Annotated in this window: 20 protein-coding genes; 11 read left to right on the forward strand and 9 right to left on the reverse strand. The window is 59.4% G+C overall.

Annotation, left to right across the window (positions count from 1 at the left end; translation table 11 throughout):
• Positions 1–134: 134 nt before the first annotated feature.
• The 4 genes from WX88_RS16210 to WX88_RS16225 form a co-directional block, all read right to left on the reverse strand.
• Positions 135–1,070, reverse strand: coding sequence for an HNH endonuclease (locus tag WX88_RS16210; RefSeq protein ID WP_046245426.1), 936 nt, complete (start codon positions 1,068–1,070; stop codon positions 135–137).
• A gap of 624 nt (positions 1,071–1,694) precedes the next feature.
• Entirely contained in the window at positions 1,695–4,559 is a 2,865-nt protein-coding gene (locus WX88_RS16215) for a CehA/McbA family metallohydrolase (protein WP_046245427.1), read from the reverse strand.
• A 21-nt stretch (positions 4,560–4,580) separates the two neighbouring features.
• Positions 4,581–4,916, reverse strand: a complete 336-nt coding sequence (locus WX88_RS16220) for an HNH endonuclease signature motif containing protein (RefSeq protein ID WP_046245428.1) — start codon at positions 4,914–4,916, stop codon at positions 4,581–4,583.
• Between the two features lie 166 nt (positions 4,917–5,082).
• Positions 5,083–5,340, reverse strand: coding sequence for a hypothetical protein (locus WX88_RS16225; protein ID WP_046245429.1), 258 nt, complete (start codon positions 5,338–5,340; stop codon positions 5,083–5,085).
• A 395-nt stretch (positions 5,341–5,735) separates the two neighbouring features.
• On the opposite strand from WX88_RS16225, the gene WX88_RS16230 reads away from it, so the two are divergent.
• From WX88_RS16230 to WX88_RS16240, 3 genes are all read left to right on the forward strand, one after another.
• The gene (locus WX88_RS16230; RefSeq protein ID WP_156176189.1) at positions 5,736–6,152 is read left to right on the forward strand and encodes a hypothetical protein; all 417 of its coding nucleotides are present in this window, start codon (positions 5,736–5,738) and stop codon (positions 6,150–6,152) included.
• An 11-nt stretch (positions 6,153–6,163) separates the two neighbouring features.
• Positions 6,164–7,405, forward strand: a complete 1,242-nt coding sequence (locus WX88_RS16235; RefSeq protein WP_156176190.1) for a hypothetical protein — start codon at positions 6,164–6,166, stop codon at positions 7,403–7,405.
• Positions 7,406–7,581: 176 nt separating this feature from the next.
• The gene (locus WX88_RS16240) at positions 7,582–8,172 is read left to right on the forward strand and encodes a DUF6939 family protein (protein WP_046245432.1); all 591 of its coding nucleotides are present in this window, start codon (positions 7,582–7,584) and stop codon (positions 8,170–8,172) included.
• 38 nt (positions 8,173–8,210) lie between these two features.
• On the opposite strand, the gene WX88_RS16245 is transcribed toward WX88_RS16240, so the two are convergent.
• A complete protein-coding gene (locus tag WX88_RS16245; RefSeq protein WP_052732765.1) occupies positions 8,211–8,708 on the reverse strand; it encodes a M15 family metallopeptidase in 498 nt (165 codons plus the stop codon).
• On the reverse strand, positions 8,689–8,913 hold the full coding sequence (locus WX88_RS16250) for a hypothetical protein (RefSeq protein WP_156176191.1): 225 nt from the start codon (positions 8,911–8,913) through the stop codon (positions 8,689–8,691). Before WX88_RS16250 ends, WX88_RS16245 begins: the two co-directional genes overlap by 20 nt.
• 500 nt (positions 8,914–9,413) lie before the next feature.
• Here WX88_RS16250 and WX88_RS30140 point away from each other — a divergent pair, with 500 nt between their 5' ends.
• A complete protein-coding gene (locus tag WX88_RS30140; RefSeq protein ID WP_156176192.1) occupies positions 9,414–9,641 on the forward strand; it encodes a hypothetical protein in 228 nt (75 codons plus the stop codon).
• A gap of 271 nt (positions 9,642–9,912) precedes the next feature.
• Here WX88_RS30140 and WX88_RS16260 read toward each other — a convergent pair whose 3' ends face one another.
• A complete protein-coding gene (locus WX88_RS16260; protein ID WP_052732766.1) occupies positions 9,913–10,272 on the reverse strand; it encodes an SLOG family protein in 360 nt (119 codons plus the stop codon).
• Between the two features lie 165 nt (positions 10,273–10,437).
• Here WX88_RS16260 and WX88_RS16265 point away from each other — a divergent pair, with 165 nt between their 5' ends.
• The 7 genes from WX88_RS16265 (at position 10,438) to WX88_RS16295 (ending at position 13,988) form a co-directional block, all read left to right on the forward strand.
• Positions 10,438–10,758 carry a hypothetical protein gene (locus WX88_RS16265; RefSeq protein ID WP_046245435.1) on the forward strand — a complete coding sequence of 107 codons (321 nt, stop codon included), beginning with the start codon at positions 10,438–10,440 and terminating at the stop codon, positions 10,756–10,758.
• Positions 10,751–11,152, forward strand: a complete 402-nt coding sequence (locus WX88_RS16270; protein ID WP_046245436.1) for a hypothetical protein — start codon at positions 10,751–10,753, stop codon at positions 11,150–11,152. The genes WX88_RS16265 and WX88_RS16270 overlap by 8 nt, the downstream gene beginning before the upstream one ends.
• Before the next feature lie 47 nt (positions 11,153–11,199).
• Positions 11,200–11,412 (forward strand): hypothetical protein, encoded by a 213-nt coding sequence (locus WX88_RS16275; protein WP_046245437.1) that lies wholly within the window; start codon positions 11,200–11,202, stop codon positions 11,410–11,412.
• A gap of 95 nt (positions 11,413–11,507) precedes the next feature.
• Positions 11,508–11,822 carry a DUF3846 domain-containing protein gene (locus WX88_RS16280; RefSeq protein ID WP_046245438.1) on the forward strand — a complete coding sequence of 105 codons (315 nt, stop codon included), beginning with the start codon at positions 11,508–11,510 and terminating at the stop codon, positions 11,820–11,822.
• Positions 11,823–11,890: 68 nt separating this feature from the next.
• Positions 11,891–12,601 carry a hypothetical protein gene (locus tag WX88_RS16285; protein WP_046245439.1) on the forward strand — a complete coding sequence of 237 codons (711 nt, stop codon included), beginning with the start codon at positions 11,891–11,893 and terminating at the stop codon, positions 12,599–12,601.
• 323 nt (positions 12,602–12,924) lie between these two features.
• Complete coding sequence (locus WX88_RS16290; RefSeq protein WP_046245440.1) at positions 12,925–13,635, forward strand: PD-(D/E)XK nuclease-like domain-containing protein; 711 nt, start codon at positions 12,925–12,927, stop codon at positions 13,633–13,635.
• A 32-nt stretch (positions 13,636–13,667) separates the two neighbouring features.
• The gene (locus WX88_RS16295) at positions 13,668–13,988 is read left to right on the forward strand and encodes a YegP family protein (protein ID WP_046245441.1); all 321 of its coding nucleotides are present in this window, start codon (positions 13,668–13,670) and stop codon (positions 13,986–13,988) included.
• Positions 13,989–14,132: 144 nt separating this feature from the next.
• Here WX88_RS16295 and WX88_RS16300 read toward each other — a convergent pair whose 3' ends face one another.
• Complete coding sequence (locus tag WX88_RS16300; RefSeq protein WP_156176193.1) at positions 14,133–14,696, reverse strand: hypothetical protein; 564 nt, start codon at positions 14,694–14,696, stop codon at positions 14,133–14,135.
• Between the two features lie 30 nt (positions 14,697–14,726).
• Complete coding sequence (locus WX88_RS16305; RefSeq protein ID WP_046245443.1) at positions 14,727–15,575, reverse strand: polymorphic toxin type 44 domain-containing protein; 849 nt, start codon at positions 15,573–15,575, stop codon at positions 14,727–14,729.
• Positions 15,576–15,666 lie beyond the last annotated feature (91 nt).

The following is a 15,666-nucleotide window of genomic DNA, read 5'->3' on the forward strand; positions in this document are numbered from 1 at the left end:
GGTCAATCAGGTCGGCTTGGGCGATATTTGCCGGGTCGAACCCGGCGGGTACGTCAGCTAGCCTCTCAGCGCTAGACCGGCGAAGCTTACACCAAGCGTACCTATTTATTTTATGGACTGGCTGCGCTCAAGGTTCATCCTCGATAAACCAAAGAATTGTGGTATTCCAAATGGCGTCTAGCAGGTCTGTTGTCGACAAGTTCTGGTAGTATTATTAATGGCTTCCCGTGGTACTGATAGTATTCACGCCCATTATTAAATTCCTCCCGAATCCGGGAACTGACTTCGATTACAAAGTTTGGGGTGACTGTGATATATCCATCATCAAACAGCTTGTGCATATCCGAACGCAGTAGCAAACCATTGGATATATGGTTTGGACCAGCTTCTGCGTAGGGTTTTATATGCGCTGCTTCCAAAACAGGAAGCGTCTTCTCACCCGTAATCGCGCAGCGCTTCGTGTAAGCGTCGGTGACAGATAAGCGGAAAGCACCTTGACCAATACGAACTTTTCTCAGTATTGAATTGCCATATTGCGGCGTGTCTTCGGCAACACTAAAAGCTGTATTATCCGCCTTTGGTACATTAACAAGATATCGGGCCACAGTTGATTCAATTTGCTGCCAAAGTGTAGCTCCGATGCTGTCGTGGGTGTTGTATGCTTTACCTTGTACAATACTGTCGCTCCAGTCTGCGGGAACCGGAATCCAATCCTGCTTATCGAAAAATATTGGGTTGGTTAATGCAATGCACCCAATGGCAGGATTACGCTCCGTATCAGTCCGGTAGCGCTGAATTGTATGGCGAAATTCTTCTAAAGTATCAAAGCCGTTGCGCGTTTGAAATGTATCCCAGGCCAAAGACAACGGCAATTGGCTTTGTGCAGCAAAAAAGCCAATGCCCCCGATAGCGTGGTGAGGCTTTTTGAGTTTAAAAAGAAATGGCCCGCCCGGCTCTAAAGCGCGAAAAGCTGTCTGACCACCGGGCCGCCAGAAATTCACATCTTCTGGTGTGCCGGTACTTAAATACTTATACCAGCGCCAATCGGTTGCTCCCAGGTAGTATTTCATATTCCCAGATGGCAGTTGTTGTGGATGCCCATCGAGCCGCTGCACCCCCTATTTGTGTCTGCCCTCATTCCCGCGCCCCCACAAAAAGGCTCCACAAATACCGTTGGCCTTGGAGTCAATAGCTCCAAAACATCGGGTATTATGTGTATAAATCGTGTTTTGCCTCCGGGGTAGCGCAGTGGCGAGGTAGAAATCATAGGTACAACAATGATACGGCGGTGCTTTTGCTTTTGCAGCATGAATTAGCCCAGCAGTATAGAAAAAAAGTATCCAACTTATCTGGACGATTTTTTGGTCTTCTCGCTACCGCTTCCGCTGCTCCTAACCGCCTGCCAAAAGGAAACTGTAGCCCCAATGCCCACCACCCAAAACCTCCCCAAGCACCTCACCCTCGGCAACCCCAGCGGCGCCTCCGCCGACCCTGCCCAGCTCACCAACTACCTGCTCAGCAAGCTCCAGTACGCCCTAAACTACCACTGCGACTGCGGCATCCCCAATTGGAACGGCGTGGGCACCGCCTGGGGAAGCTACCGCACCAGCATCGACGCCATCGAAGCCGCCACCCGCTACGGCATTCTCTCCGCCGTGCAGCACTTTAGGTGGGCATTTTCGGTAATCAATCAGTCATTCTACCACCAACTTTCGGTAATCCGTTCCGCCATCGTAGGCCAGCCGCACCGTGTAAAGCCCCGGTACGAGCGCCGGCACCGCCAGCGTATGCGGCCCGGCCACCTGCCGCTCCCCAGCCGCCAGGCTCACCACTTGCCGGCCCACCGCATCATACACCTCTGCCCGCACCACATCGCCCTTCGGCAGGTAATAGGATAGGGTAGCAGTGCCAGCCGTCGGGTTCGGGAACACCGCCAATGCCAGCTCCTCCGCTCCGGGTGTCGTGGCCGTGATAAGGCGCCGCGTATACCAGATGGGCGAAGTCACAATGCTGTCTCCGTCCGCCTGCGCCACCACCGCATAGTAGTACGCCGTCGTGTTCACCCCCTGCGGGTCCACGTAACTCAGCGCCGTCGCGCCGGCCGCGGCCGAAGCCACCACCACCGGCCGGGTCCCACTGCCGGGCTCCCCGCGCAGCACTTGCACCGAACTCACCGGCTCGTTGTCGGCGTCGCTCACGCTCACCGTCATCACGGCCGGCGCCTGGTCCGCATAAATCGACCCCATGGGCTGGTTGTTCAGCGTGAAGCTCACTTCCGCGTTCCAGTCGTCCGAGGCATAGAAGTGCCGCTGCCGCAGCGCGTCCAGGATGTCGGCCTTGGTCAGCACCGGCGCCAGTACCACCAGCCGGCTCTGGGCCATACGCCCAAACGTCGTGTTGTGGTTGTCGTGGTCAATGGTGATGCCCGCGTGATAGCCCTTAGCCAGCAGCGTCTGAAAGTACGAGGTGTAGCTGCCGCGCGACGGATTGCTATAGGTCGTGTTGGTCGACGTGGCCGGCCCCGAGCGTAGCACCGTGCCCACGATGGCCGAGTCTGCCCGGGCACTCAGCGGCGCCACCAGCAAGTTGCCGTAGTCGCTGAAATTGGGGTGGGCCAGGGTGGCAAATGCGCCCGGCCGCCGGTTGATTTCGCGGAACAGCGCCGGGTAGTCGTTGCGGGGCGTGAGCACGTCGTAGTTGCCCGGCTCCCAGCCCAGCAGTTGGTCCACCCCGTACACCACCACGTGGCCCCCGCCCGAAATCACACCCCACTCCATGCCGTACAGCGCCACGAAGCTGGCTGTCGTCGCCTGGTCGGCCTGCTGCAGGCCCCGCGCATAGTTAGGCAAACTCATGCCCGCCCCAGCGTGGTTGTGCTCCGAAATACCCATGAAGTCGGTATTCAGCGAAGCGTCTGCGTATTGGAAATCCTGCAGCGGGGTGGTGGCCAGCCCGTCCTGGTTGCCATCCGAGTAGCTGCTGTGCGCGTGGATGTTCCCGCGGAAGGGTAGGAGCGTGCCCACCGGCGGCACCGGCACGTTGTACACCACCGTGGCAAAGAAGGACGTCATGTAATTGGCCAAGCACCCGGCGCCGTTATAGCCGAACACCGTCACCCGGTACTGGGTACCCGGCACCAGGTTCGTCACCGTCACGCTGGTCGTCGTGCTGGGGCCGGCGTACACCACAAACGCCCCGTTGCCCAGCGCGCTGCCACCGCCGTAGCTGAGGCTGCCCGTGTAGCCCGTCGCGTTCGCCGGAAAAGCCGTCACCGGCCCGGTCGGCTGCACCACCACCAGCGCGTTGGCCCCGTTGCCCGACGTCCAGCTAAACGTGGCCGAAGTGCGCCCCGCGGCCACGGCCGTGCCGTTGCTCGTCGCCACCGTGGGCGAGGCCGCCAACACGCACGGCGCCGTGGTAAACGTGCCCGTCGCCGGCGTTGCCTGCAGATAGTTAGTCGTGCAGCCCGAGCCCAGCAGCTCATAAACCTGGTAGGCATAGGCCGTGTTGGGCTGCAGGTTCGTCACGTTCACCGTGCTGCCCGTCCCCGCATACACCACAAAGCCGCCGGCCCCCAGCCCCGAGCCGCTGCCAAAATTGGCGTTGCTATTGTACACGCTGCCATCAGTCGGCGCCGTAGCCGCCGCACTGGCTGGCCGTACCACCACGATGCGCCCCGTGCCGTTGCTCGCCGTCCAGCTCAGCGTCACCCCCGAGCTGGTCAGGTTCGTGGCCCCGGCCGCCGTCGCGCCCTGCGTCGGCTCTGGCCCCAGCGTGCACGGCGCCGTCACGTAGATATTATCAAACACCACATTTTCGGCCGCCGTGGTGGCGTGGTTCCAGAAGCAGCCCACCCACGGCAGCGCCGTGGTGGCCAGCGTCGAATCCTTGCGCACCCCGATGCGCACGAAGGTGACCGTCGTTGGGTCGTCAAAGCTGGCCGTGTTGGCGCTCACTTCCAGCGTCCAGTTGTCCTCGTCCGGGGCATAGAGTACCCGCACCGTGTGCGCCGGCCCCGTCAAAGCCCCGGCCGCCAACGGCACACTCACCGCTGCCAGCGTGCGCAGGTTGGTGGGCCCCACGAGCCCGCCCGTGTAGCGCACCAATTTCAAGCTGTCGGGCTGGCTCGAATTGCCATACACCACCGCGTAGCCGTCGCCCGTGGTAAAGTCCGAAGCACTGCCGGCCAGCACGAACGCGGCCCCGTAATTATTGGGCCCAAACCCCGACGGATTCGGCCGCGACTGCTGCATGTTGAACAACCACGTCAGCTGGTCGGCATTCTGCCGCAGCACCGGGCTGTAGCGACTGGACACATCCCGCGCCACAAAGTCCTTGCCGAGTACCCCGCTGCGTAGCTGGAGCTGGTTGTTGACCAGGGCCGCGCCGGTGCTTGGGGTGGTTTCGGTCTCCAACCAGCCCGGGCCCACGGTTGGGCTGTCTGGTCGGTTAAAATCATCCAGCAAAGTGGGTGCCTGGCCTTGCGCCGATACCATGGTTGGTGCCAGAATGGCCAGGCCACTAATCAGCCAGCGGCGGAGCGTAACAGATGCAGTCATAGGAGGGGATGGATTAGGCAACTAAGGTACTGCCATACGTAGCCATCCTAGTTTTGTACAGTCCCGGACCATTACGTTTATACTCACCCCGAATAGTTTTCGCCATCCGCTGGTCAGCCCCTTGCCGGAGCTGCCCCTGGCGCACAGCACTTGCAGGTTATCAATGCCATCCATGCCGCCGTGCGCCCGCGCCAACTTATGGTCTAGCGTCAAGCCCTCCACCGCGCCACATAGTTTGAGCAGCTGCGCCCGCGCCTCTGCTTTCTGCCGCAGTTCCATCTGGCCGACCACCCAATTTGCTTTATCAAACATGCTATTGGGCTTAGCAACAATCCAGTGCTTGACTTTGCGGAACAAATAGTACGTCTCGCCACCATCACCTGAAACGTGCACCAACTCCCACCCCCGCCGCCGTCAGGTCACCGAGCTGTTGGTTGACCACCTGCAAATTCTGCTGATGTAAAGTATTCAATCATCGAGCAAACTGTAGGGCAAGAATGCTCAAAAAGCCAGCCGTAGCAACTCAGGCCGCATCCGCCAGCGCCGTGCGCACCAGCGCATAGATGGTTTCCCAGCCCAGTCGAACACTCTCCGCCGGCAGCTCCACCAGATACTGCGCCGTCACGTAGTCCACCAGTTCCGTGGTGTTCTCGCCCTTGTCTAATACCGCTGGCAGCTCCACCCGCCAGGGTTCCTTGCCCGGCCGGCTTATTTCCATTGCCCGGCCGCTGTCCAGCCGGCCCGTGATGCGGACGCTCATCAATACCCGTGCATTTGCCATAGTCGAATAGGTGCAAAGTGTAGCTTATTAACCCTCAGACTAGCCAGTAAAGCCAAGCTTTTCATATGCTTATGCCCTTCAGGGGGATACAATTATACGGCATAGCTAATATAATTAGCTTACTTTTGTTAAAAATATTAGTAAAACCCCTTGGGCTGTGTCAAAAGCCCTACGCATGTGTAAGTTTCTTTTCAAACTTCTTTTCGCTTCGTCGCCACTTGTTACTGTCTTCCTATTCAGCTGCGTTACTTTCGCTACCTGCTATGCCGCCGCTTCACCACCGTTTCTTTCTGCGCAAACCTTGCCCTTTACTGCTCTTGCTCTTGAGTGCGTGCGGTGGCAACCAGAATCCCCAAACTGCAAACTCAGCCGCAGCGCCCGTACCTCATTCTTACGTGCCCGCTCTGCTGGGCACGGGATTAGTAGCCCAAAGGCATCGGCGTTGGCTGCTCTTCGCTGATACCACTCGCCAGGACATATACCAGTTAGGCCATACCCCCCGTGAAGTCCGCGGCTGGCTGGCCAAATACGAAGAGCGCCTAGAAAACAAACAGACACTCAATCCCGATTCGGTGCAACTGCACATCCCAGCAGAGCAGGAACTGCGTCATCTGCCGCCATCCTGGTCGATGGTTAGAGTCATTCGAATCCCGAGTACCCTGGCCGAAAAGGCCCACGCCCGTACCCAAACTACTCAACTCACCCACCAGCTCCAGCAAGCGGGGTTGCTCACTACTGCCGAATACCGCCGGACGTTACCGCTGGCCACCGCCGGCGAGTTTTACAGCGGCGCAATCTGCTCAGCACTGTGAACGAGTTAGCCATGACTGCCGAGGGCTTACGGCGCAGCTACCAATTGCCCCCAACGCTGCAGCGCCTCGGCTTATTAACCAGCGCGCCAACCCAGCAGCTGGCGCACGACCTGCGAGCCGGCGTTTTCACCGACCAAGTGGAGCTCTTGGCCCGTCTGCCCACCGCTCGCATTTTCAGCCGGCCGCAATATCCGGTCGCAATGCTCCCGTACTTGGAACAGCTGCACCGCGACGTGGCGCAGCTCCTGCCGGGGCTGCATTTCACCAACTTCCGGGCCCAGGTCGTCACCCTGGGCGAAATGGCGCCGTGCCTAAATTGCCCAGACGCTGAAGATGTGCTGGTGCAGCTGCAAATAGGAGCAAGGCAGTATGCGCAGCACACTGGGTGGCAGCGCGGCTATGGCCCCAACAGCCGGCCGGAGATTGACGATACTCAGTTTTACCACATTTTCAACCAAGCCCTCGCCGACCAAGGCAGTCGCCACCGCTTGGTATACGTCAGGTCCGAACTAGCCCAGCACACGATTGACGGTCAACAGCGCTTCGGCCTTTGGCGCCTGACCGCTGCCCAAGCTGAAACACTCAGTACTCTGCAGAATTCCACCCTGCAGTTGGAGGACTACGAAAGCTTCAGGATTCTGCCCACCGACACCGTAATGGCCGCTCTTCGCTCGTTCACGGCCTTGGGCTTCTTGCGTCACCTTCGCCCAATGCAGCGCCTGGCCGCTGAAGCCCGCCTGCGCCAGGCCCGCTTCTTGGCCCGTGAAGACGTGCTCCATTTCGTTCCCGGTAGTGTCGGCGAGTACCGGGGATACCCGTACTATCGTAGTTGGTCCTACACCCGCTTACTCCAAGTACTGCATGAAGTGTCCAACGGTAGTTTTACCCCAACCCAGGTACACGATGGGTGCCAGCACGCCTACGGCACCCTCCGCTTTCAGCTTGGCCGCCGCGCTTACCAGACTGCCTTGTATCAGGCCAATGAGAGTCCCGACCCGCGCTTGTTTCAACTCGTGCAGCGGGCGTTACGGGAGCAGCACATCCCCGGCAAATTCTATAATGTAAGCGCTGCTATTGGCCAGTCAAAAGGCATGGTAGTAAATTATATATTCCTCTCGCCCGCCCAAGAGCGCGTCATTCGCCAGAAACACTTGCTGGAGCTCACCGACCCTACGCTGACGGAAGCCCAGCGATACGCCGAGGAATTAGCCGCTGATGCGGCGGCAGATTCCGCCTTCCACGGCGAGCAATAGTTTTTCTGGGCTATTATAAATCGGTTGAGACAGTTTTTAACCCTGCATCCCTTTAGGGTTTAATACTCAGAGTTGACCTCTCAACAAATGCTTCTAGCTACGCGTTAGTAAGTTGAGGTGCTGATTAACAGATTGCTAATAGCTCAATACGTTCTTAATCTTGACCGACTTCCAGTATGATTTATGTTGAAAGCAAGCGCAAGTCGTTAGCGACCATTCGCGCTAAACATCCGAGTGCTGTCATTATTGATGTGACATCGCGAGGCGAAGAGCCATGGGTTCGGGTTAGTCCATTCTATCCACATGGTGATATCCCTGTTCCATTCTCCGAATCCGTTTTTTCTGCTTCTGTTGAAGGCGTTTGGCAGGGACTGAAAGTCTTCGAAGGAGAGGACGTAGACTTCTCAAAATTTGCAAACCGTGCCATGAAGGGGATAAAGCGTACCGTTAGAAAGTTTGGCAAGCCCCTTGGGCATCGGAAAGGTGTAAACGGAACAGAGTTACTGGACTACGGAACAGCGCGTCATCATATATACCTGCCTACTTACGCGTGGATGCTCGATAACAAGGCAGCCGAAGTAATAGAGAAACTCACCCACATGGCGGAGACTGGCGATGTAGTGCTGCTCGACTATGACACCAACGGAGACTTAACTAACCTTAAATCCCCTCTCTCGCATGCTGCCTTGGTAAAGCTGTACATAGAAAAAAAGCACCCTCATCTAAAGACGCTCACAGCCGCCGCCGGCGACAACTACATGCTTTAAAAAAAACGAGCGGACCAGATGGTCCGCTCGTTTTCTCTCTACGCCTCAAAGTGCGGCCGGTCCTTAAAATTCCCCGGAAAGTCTCCGCCCCACCGCACTCGTGCATCCGCCGCGTTCATCAACCGCGCAAACTTGCCCAGCAGGGTAGGAGACCAGCTCACTTCCCCATCAGCCAGCAGCAACGCCACGTCCAGCGCCCGACTCGGCAGCGCGTTGTGCTTGCTCTCCCCACCGCGCTTGTAGGTCACAATGGGCCCTGGCGCCGACCGCCCGTGCGTGTACAACTCGTCCTGCCGCGCCGAGCTCCGGTACCCCTCCGTCACAAACGGCAGCCCCTGTGCCATCAGCACCGGGTCACCCATCCACCGCCGCAACGCCACCTGGTAGGCCTCCACCAGTGCTGGCCGTATCTGTGCCAGTCGCTGTGCCTGCCGCAGCCGTTGCGCCACGCTCAGCCGCGCCATTGGCGCCAGCACCTTCGGGCTCGGTGCCAGTCCAGCCTGCCCCGCTGGCTCTTTACTTAGCCTCAGTTCCATGGACTTTGTCACCGTTAAATCCTGCTATTTCCACCGGCACTTTCACCACCTCTTCGGGCTTTTGGAGGGCCTTACGTACCGTCGCCCAAATCGTAACCAGCGCCACTAGGGCCTGAATGATTAAGTGCCCGTAGTTCTCGATTGTCGACGGGTCTGGCGGCGTAAGGCCGCGGCTTACCACTTGCCCCAGCAATGCCGTGGTCATAATGTGGGAAATATGTCCTGCTTTCGTGCTGCTAAACATGCTGGTGGATGGTTTGTAAAATTGTTTGAACAAAGTTATGTAATGTCAAATATATTATACAAAACTAGTGCAATGTCGGGCGAATAGCATTTTGCATTAAAAGAAGCAAGATGATTTGTTGGGGCTGCCCCCGGCCCTCCGCGCTGCTACGGGCCGGGGTCGGGCTGTCCAGGGGTCCGCTTCGCTACCGTGCTGCGCACCGCTCCTGTTGGTCGCGCCCTTCCCATCCCTCAGCTCGACCGCCGTTGCTCCTGATTCTGCAGATGCAAGCCCCCGCGTCGGCCGCCACGCCACCTGGCCCGCTAACCGCACAATGCCACCCACCCAGGCCGCGTGTCGGCCCCCACCAAGCCCCGCCCCAGTGCCGGCCGCCGCTTTCACTCCCTACACTCCCTTCGCAACGCGGCGCTATGTCCATTCGTCGCTTCGCCTTGCTACGCTCCTCATTCCCTCCGCTTGCTATGCTCCGGTCGCTGCGGTCCTTCCAGCGTCGTCCCGCCCTTCTCCCCACCGCACCGACCCCAGCCACCAAAGCCTCTGCCGAAGCCAGTATAATGCCAGCCCACCGCTCCCGTGCCGCGCCGGGCCAGAAAATGCGCATGAAGCATTTGGTAAGCCCCACGCCGCCCGCTCGCACCCCCGGAGTAGGCTGCAGGCCGTGGGCCCAAAAGCCCGCCACCCGCGAGTAAAGTATGCGTTCCAGCCACGCAGGCAGAAGCAAGGCCCGCTTCGCGGAGGTTCTCATTGGGGAGTACCCCAAACCCCTGCCATCATGCCCCGGCTAACGCCTGGTCATCTTCCTCGGCTTCCGCCGCCTGAAAAAGGCCGCTACCGCCTCACAAGGCCGGCTCCGCCGAGCCTCTATTGGGGCCTCAGCCCGGCCCCAAACCCCCGGTCAAGGGCATCTAGGCCCTTTGGTCAGGTGCCCGGCCGGCGCCAGCCAGCGCCCCTGGTGCCACGTCAGTCTAGGGGCAGCAGCTCGCAGGGGCGGCCCAGCCGCCGCGCCGCCCGCAGCGTGCTCAGTGTGCCCTTGCTCCGGCCATCCCACACCACCAGCACCAGGCTGGCCCGTTTCACTATCTCGGCGTTGCGTACGTGGGTGGCCGCAGTGGGCCCGTGCGCGGCGTAGTCCGGTCGCAGCTCCACCAGCGGCACCCCGTGGGCCCGTGCCCAGCTGGCGGCCAGCGCATCCACGCCCAGCGCGCCGCCGCTCACCACTTCCTTCGGCTCCAGTTCGGCCAGCCGTTGGGCTAGGGCAGCACAGCTTTTTACGCCCCGGCTGCCCACCACTGCCACTACCTTGTTTTTGTGTTTTTCCATACTTAAAGATACGACAAATAAAGTTGTCATAAAAGTAAATTTACTTGTCAAACTAGTTGTTGTAATGAAAATAAATTGGTATCTTTGGTTTGTAGTCGGGAAGGGCCTGGCTACCGCCCAACGGAGGCCTACCGGCGCGGGCACCCACGGCTAACTACTACAGCCATGCAACCCAATCAACTTTTGCAGCTTGCCGCTGCCGCCTGGAAAGGTCCCGCTTTGTGCTCATTCTCGGGCATCTACATCTCCCAGTCCGCCGCCACCTATGGCAAGGGCGGCACCACCTGGCACGTCATGCTCAGCTTGGCCGCACGGCCGGCGTGCCAGCCTGCTGGCGGCTTCGCTGGCTCGTCTCCCTACCCATTTGAGGCGCTGCGCCTAGCCTTTCGGGCCATGCGCGTCGTGCACCCCGGCTTTGCCTTCGTGGCCGTGTGGGAGGTCCTCAAGGCCGAGGATGAATTTGCTGGGGTGCCCGCCTGTGCCTAGCGGCGCCATTGCCCCAGCCGCGCCCCCGGTGGGCGCGGCTGGTGGTCAGGTCACGGCCAAGTGGGTGGCCTTGCGCGCCGCCTTAGCCAAACTGGCAGCCAAACAGCCGCCCCGGCCCGTGCTAGTTCCCACGCCGGCACCCATCGGCCCGGCGGCCGTCGTCGCCCGCCACGCGCTGGCCCGTGCTCACGCTGCCTTTTTCGATGCCTGCGCCGCCAAGTGGGCGCTGCGCGATAATTACCGCACCCAGCCCGGCCGCTTTGCCCAGCTGCGCGCCGCCATCCTCCGCTGCCGCGAGGCCCAGTTCACTTACCAGGCTGCCGCTGCGGCTTTCCACGCCAGCCCCGCCGGCGCTGCCTTGCAGGCCGCCCGCGCCAAGTACCCCCGCTTTTAGCCATTCGGCCTCTGCCCACTAGGCGCGGGCCGCCAAGTCCCTTTTTCATGGATGACGACCCGAAGGACGGCGCAAGCCAACCAACCGAGGCGGAGCTTAACGGCCTCCGCAGCGATGAAATGGCCGCTGATGAAGCCCAGGCCGCTTTCTACGAGCAGCAAAAAGAATGGGAACGCCAGGCCTACTACCACGAGCAGGAGCAAGCAGGGTGGGAGGACGGCGAGTATGAGCAGAGGATGTTCGAAGTCGAAGGCGACTAACGGAAAGTCGGCGCAGCCACATCAATACTTCACCAGGGGCCGCCACGCCGGGCGGCCCCATAACCAAAGGTCCACGAAGCTAAAACCGCCCCATCATGCCCAAAACCACTACTACCTATCAACCCCAATTGCTCGACCCGCACAGCGCCACGCCGCAGCCGGTCAGCCCCGCCAACGGCCGCCGCTTCAAGCTGGCCGAGTTGTACCAACTGCTCGATTGCCGACTGGTCGATGTCATCCGTCTCACGCCCGAACTCATTCTCATCATCGACGACGAAGGCAAGTTCCGCCACCCGGCCTACCTCAATCTGCTGGCCACCTATCTCTGGTACCAGCACCAGCCCGCCGCTCGTGGCCACGATTCCATTGTGGGGCGCGCCATTATATGCCACGATAAGCAATTCAAATAAGCAACCGGCGAAGGGGCCGGCCGCCAACGGGCCCCACTTTTTCATTCCCCATTCCAACCATTTTCACGATGTCCACCAACGCCAAACCCCAGCGCGCCGCCGCCACCGAAGACGTAGCGGCCCCCACCTTGACCCTCACCGCCTCCGCCGCTACCGCGCCGGCTTACCTCACCGAGAAATTAGATGAAGCTACCGGCGAGCTGGTGCAGGTGGCCCGCTTCCGCTACCTGCCCGGCCATCCGCGCCAGGTGCGTTTCGACGCCAAGGCTGGCCAGTTCAACATCGGCGGTATGATGCCCCTGGGCAATACGCTTTCCTTCATGCCACTGGCTTGGCGCGTGTTTCAGGACAACATTCTGAACATGGGTCGCAAGCTGTGGGCCGAGCTGTTTTTTGCCGATGACAAGGGCGCCATCTGCGCCGTGCTCTTCCACGGCTACAGCGTGGAAAATCTGTACCGCCTCATCGAGCCGCTGTTCTACGACGACCTGACCCTGGCCGACGTGACGGTGAAAATCACCGCCGAGAAGAAGCAAACCACCAAAGACGGCAAGACGGCCACCTACTACATCGCCCAGTTTAGCTACGAAGCCGCCGACGCGGCCGAGGTAGCGGCCCGCCGCGACTTCGCCCGCGATTTCCCCATCTGGCGGGCCGAAACCTACACCAGCGCCGCGGATATGCGCATCCAGTACGGCTACACCGTGCCCGTCGAGGACGACCCGCAGCGCCCGGCGCCGGCCGCCGCTGAACCAGCTGCTCTGTCGCAGGCCGCGTAGTTCCTCGGCCCCTACGCTACGGTGCCCGCCGTGGCGCTCCCTGGCTACCCCTCATCCAACACGCTCGCTGATGACCCCCCCCCGAACAGCCCCGGCTGTCCCTTGAGCAGCCGGCCCGCGACGAAGCGGAGGCCGCCTTGCTGACCCAGTTAGCCGCGCTCCTGGCCGCTGCCGGACTTGCGCGACTTCGCCCCGTAGGTGCGCCAACTCTTTCCTGCGCCCGCCTACCTGGTTGGCAGCGGGGGCGCCCACATCTGGCTGCACCGCGCCGCCGACCCCCACCGCTTAGCGCTCATCCACTAACCCTACTTTTCTCCGCCCTCATGTTTCACGCCCTTACGCATCACCCCGCCCTGCCCCCGGACCAGTACCGCGCCCTGCCCCAGGTGTCCAATACCGACCTTTCCAACCTCAAGGCTGGCCTCCTGGGCCAGTTGCGCCGACCCAACCCCGTGGCCCTGGCCTATGGCTCCCACTTCCATACCGCCGTACTGGAGCCGGCCACCTACGCCCGCACCAGCGAGCGCGGCATCCGGTGGGCCGACTTGGAGACGTTGGCCCGTCAGGTGCGCCGCCAACGCTACTGCCGCGACCTGCTCTACCGGGGCCAGGCGGAGCAGTCCTACACCGCCACCCATACCGCCACTGGAGTCGGGGTGAAGCTCCGGCCCGACTTATTGGTGCGTAGCCGCGCCGGCCGCCAGCTCACGCTCATCGACTTCAAAACCACCAGCAGCCCCGACCGCGCCCATTTCCTAACCACCCTCGAGCAGTACGACTACGACCGCCAAGCGGCTCTCTATTTGGATGTGCTCGGCGCCACGCGCTTCCTCCTCATCGCCGTGCAGAAACCGCGCAGCACAGTAGCTGGGCAGGCCCCGCCTGAGGTGTGGCGCGTCGAGCTCACCGCCACCCCGAGCCTTCTCGAGCAGGGCCGTAAAAAGTACACGGTGTTGCTGCGTCACTACGCTCGACAGAGCCCCGTCCCGGCCACTCCGCGCCCGGCGGCACCAACCTTAGCCATCGCCGCGTAACTTGTCACACTATCAACTCATTATTTTTCCACATGGCAACCTTCCAACTCTTCCACCGCAGCGGCCAGTACTGGTACCGCTTGCGCGCCGACAACGGCGAAATTGTCCAGTCCGGCGAAGCCTACACCACGAAAGCGGGCTGCGAAAACGGCATTCGGTCCGTCCAGGAAAACTGCCAGCCTCACCGCTTCGAGTCGTTTTTCACCAGCGGCCAGTACGGGTTTAATCATGTCGCCGCCAATGGAGAAATTATTGGCCGCGGCGAGAAGTATACCACCGCTCAAGCCCGCGACCACGGCATCCAAGTGGTGCTGCGCGAAGCTCCCACGGCCAACGTAGAAAACATCAGTTGACTTTTTGTCCATAAAAACGCCCGCTGACAGCTTGTCGGCGGGCGTTTTTGAATCTTACCAGCACTTAGCTAAGCTCTATGCTCGCTAACTACTTCGTACCAGGTCGGTACTACCAGCCCCTTGCCACCTGACGAACAGACCACCTCAGTTGTCCGCTTTGCGCTCATACCATGGGCCTTGCACCTGTGTGTAATCGTGCCAAAAATACGGCTTGAATTGCGTGCTGTCTTTGACTCGGGTCAAATCCGGTGAACCAAATTCGCGCGACCGGAAGCCGAAAGAGATGTTCCCATTCGCATCAGCCGTAATGGAAGTCACTTTGTAGGACAGAAACCGCCTGACGATCTTCGCCAGCGCAGCAGAGTCTACCCCTGGTACGCACTGCATGGTGTTTTCCCTATTGTCAATCCGGATAATGGAATTCGTGGCCGCGGATACACTCACCACGGCCGTTGGGTCTGTGCTTGGTCCCACCGCATCGAGCATCCGACACATTACAATCACCACCCAGTTGCCGTCATTATCTTTCCCACGGATGAAAACATGAGTATTACGAAATAGGCTGAAATCTTCCGCGTAGTACCGCTTGACAAACTCCCGCCGCCGGTCCGTAGCCGATTGGCAGCCAACTGCCGAAAATAGAATTACCGCGACCAGCAAACAGCAGCGCAGTGCGGGGCGGGAGAAGGGGAATTGAGCATTATTCATCAGGGCACTATGTTAACACAACTTCCACGGTTAATTCCGACGCGGCACTCCCCATCGACGCACTACCCGCGAAGCGTAGTTTCGTTTTGTGGCATATTCAAAACCTAGTGTGATGGAGAATTGGTCATCTGCTGAGTCGAACTGAGGATCATACCCGTTCTTATCGTAGTTGACTAAGCTGTTATATTCTGCTCCGTTCAATAGCTCGGCTTTGGTAAACCCAAGTGCTGCTCCCGCGGCCCCAAATAAAAAATTGCCGAAATTAAACCAGTTATGCGCAACGCCTTCCAGGTAAAAAAGAAAAGGCGTAAGCTCTTCTCCGGTTGTATAGTCAATGGTCATTTTGGCTATCATCTTGAGGCCAGACATAGAAAAGTCTAGCCGCCCCCCACCTTGGCCTTCCTTCTTGATAAAGGTCCAGCGGTCAAGCAGGGGAGTATGGGCCGTCTTGTTGTTATAATCAAACACACCCGCGTGCGTAAGCATCTTTAGAATTTCCGCCTCCGTTACGGGACGTAACGAACGGATGATTCCGCGCTTAATTTTTTCGATATCATCTACCGGGTCAGCAAATCGGAATTCTTCTTTTACCGCTCCGAACGTGTACAGGAGTTTACCGACCTCATAGGTGCGATGCCGTAATGCGGTTCTCAGGTCGCCTTCCGTGATATTGATGAACTGCCACGTGTCAGCGGAGAAATTGATAAATTCCACGTCAAACCACCCGGTTATCTTTTGAGCCCGTTGTTCGTTTGCTCCCTGCACCAGCACAGGGGCTAGACTGCCGGCGGGTTCAGCAGGTATCAGATCTAGGTTGCCGGCGTGCACAACAGCAGCCCACGCACTGACAGACTGAGGCTTACTAGCAAAAAGCGGCATTGGTAGAAAGGGGTTTCATGGTAAATAATCAATAAGCATGACAAACATAGCAGTTTTTGTTTTCTAACTTGCGTTCCAAACAATCTTTCTT

The sequence above is a fragment of the Hymenobacter terrenus genome, from assembly GCF_000972495.1.
GTDB classification, from domain to species: Bacteria; Bacteroidota; Bacteroidia; order Cytophagales; family Hymenobacteraceae; genus Hymenobacter; species Hymenobacter terrenus.

Bases quoted from the DNA above. Each gene is read 5' to 3' on its own strand.
- WX88_RS16210 (WP_046245426.1), bottom strand. From the start codon at position 1,070: ATGAAATACTACCTGGGAGCAACCGATTGGCGCTGGTATAAGTATTTA.
- WX88_RS16215 (WP_046245427.1), bottom strand. From the start codon at position 4,559: ATGACTGCATCTGTTACGCTCCGCCGCTGGCTGATTAGTGGCCTGGCC.
- WX88_RS16225 (WP_046245429.1), bottom strand. From the start codon at position 5,340: ATGGCAAATGCACGGGTATTGATGAGCGTCCGCATCACGGGCCGGCTG.
- WX88_RS16235 (WP_156176190.1), top strand. From the start codon at position 6,164: ATGACTGCCGAGGGCTTACGGCGCAGCTACCAATTGCCCCCAACGCTG.
- WX88_RS16240 (WP_046245432.1), top strand. From the start codon at position 7,582: ATGATTTATGTTGAAAGCAAGCGCAAGTCGTTAGCGACCATTCGCGCT.
- WX88_RS16245 (WP_052732765.1), bottom strand. From the start codon at position 8,708: ATGGAACTGAGGCTAAGTAAAGAGCCAGCGGGGCAGGCTGGACTGGCA.
- WX88_RS16250 (WP_156176191.1), bottom strand. From the start codon at position 8,913: ATGACCACGGCATTGCTGGGGCAAGTGGTAAGCCGCGGCCTTACGCCG.
- WX88_RS30140 (WP_156176192.1), top strand. From the start codon at position 9,414: ATGCTCCGGTCGCTGCGGTCCTTCCAGCGTCGTCCCGCCCTTCTCCCC.
- WX88_RS16260 (WP_052732766.1), bottom strand. From the start codon at position 10,272: ATGGAAAAACACAAAAACAAGGTAGTGGCAGTGGTGGGCAGCCGGGGC.
- WX88_RS16265 (WP_046245435.1), top strand. From the start codon at position 10,438: ATGCAACCCAATCAACTTTTGCAGCTTGCCGCTGCCGCCTGGAAAGGT.
- WX88_RS16275 (WP_046245437.1), top strand. From the start codon at position 11,200: ATGGATGACGACCCGAAGGACGGCGCAAGCCAACCAACCGAGGCGGAG.
- WX88_RS16280 (WP_046245438.1), top strand. From the start codon at position 11,508: ATGCCCAAAACCACTACTACCTATCAACCCCAATTGCTCGACCCGCAC.
- WX88_RS16285 (WP_046245439.1), top strand. From the start codon at position 11,891: ATGTCCACCAACGCCAAACCCCAGCGCGCCGCCGCCACCGAAGACGTA.
- WX88_RS16290 (WP_046245440.1), top strand. From the start codon at position 12,925: ATGTTTCACGCCCTTACGCATCACCCCGCCCTGCCCCCGGACCAGTAC.
- WX88_RS16295 (WP_046245441.1), top strand. From the start codon at position 13,668: ATGGCAACCTTCCAACTCTTCCACCGCAGCGGCCAGTACTGGTACCGC.
- WX88_RS16300 (WP_156176193.1), bottom strand. From the start codon at position 14,696: ATGAATAATGCTCAATTCCCCTTCTCCCGCCCCGCACTGCGCTGCTGT.
- WX88_RS16305 (WP_046245443.1), bottom strand. From the start codon at position 15,575: ATGCCGCTTTTTGCTAGTAAGCCTCAGTCTGTCAGTGCGTGGGCTGCT.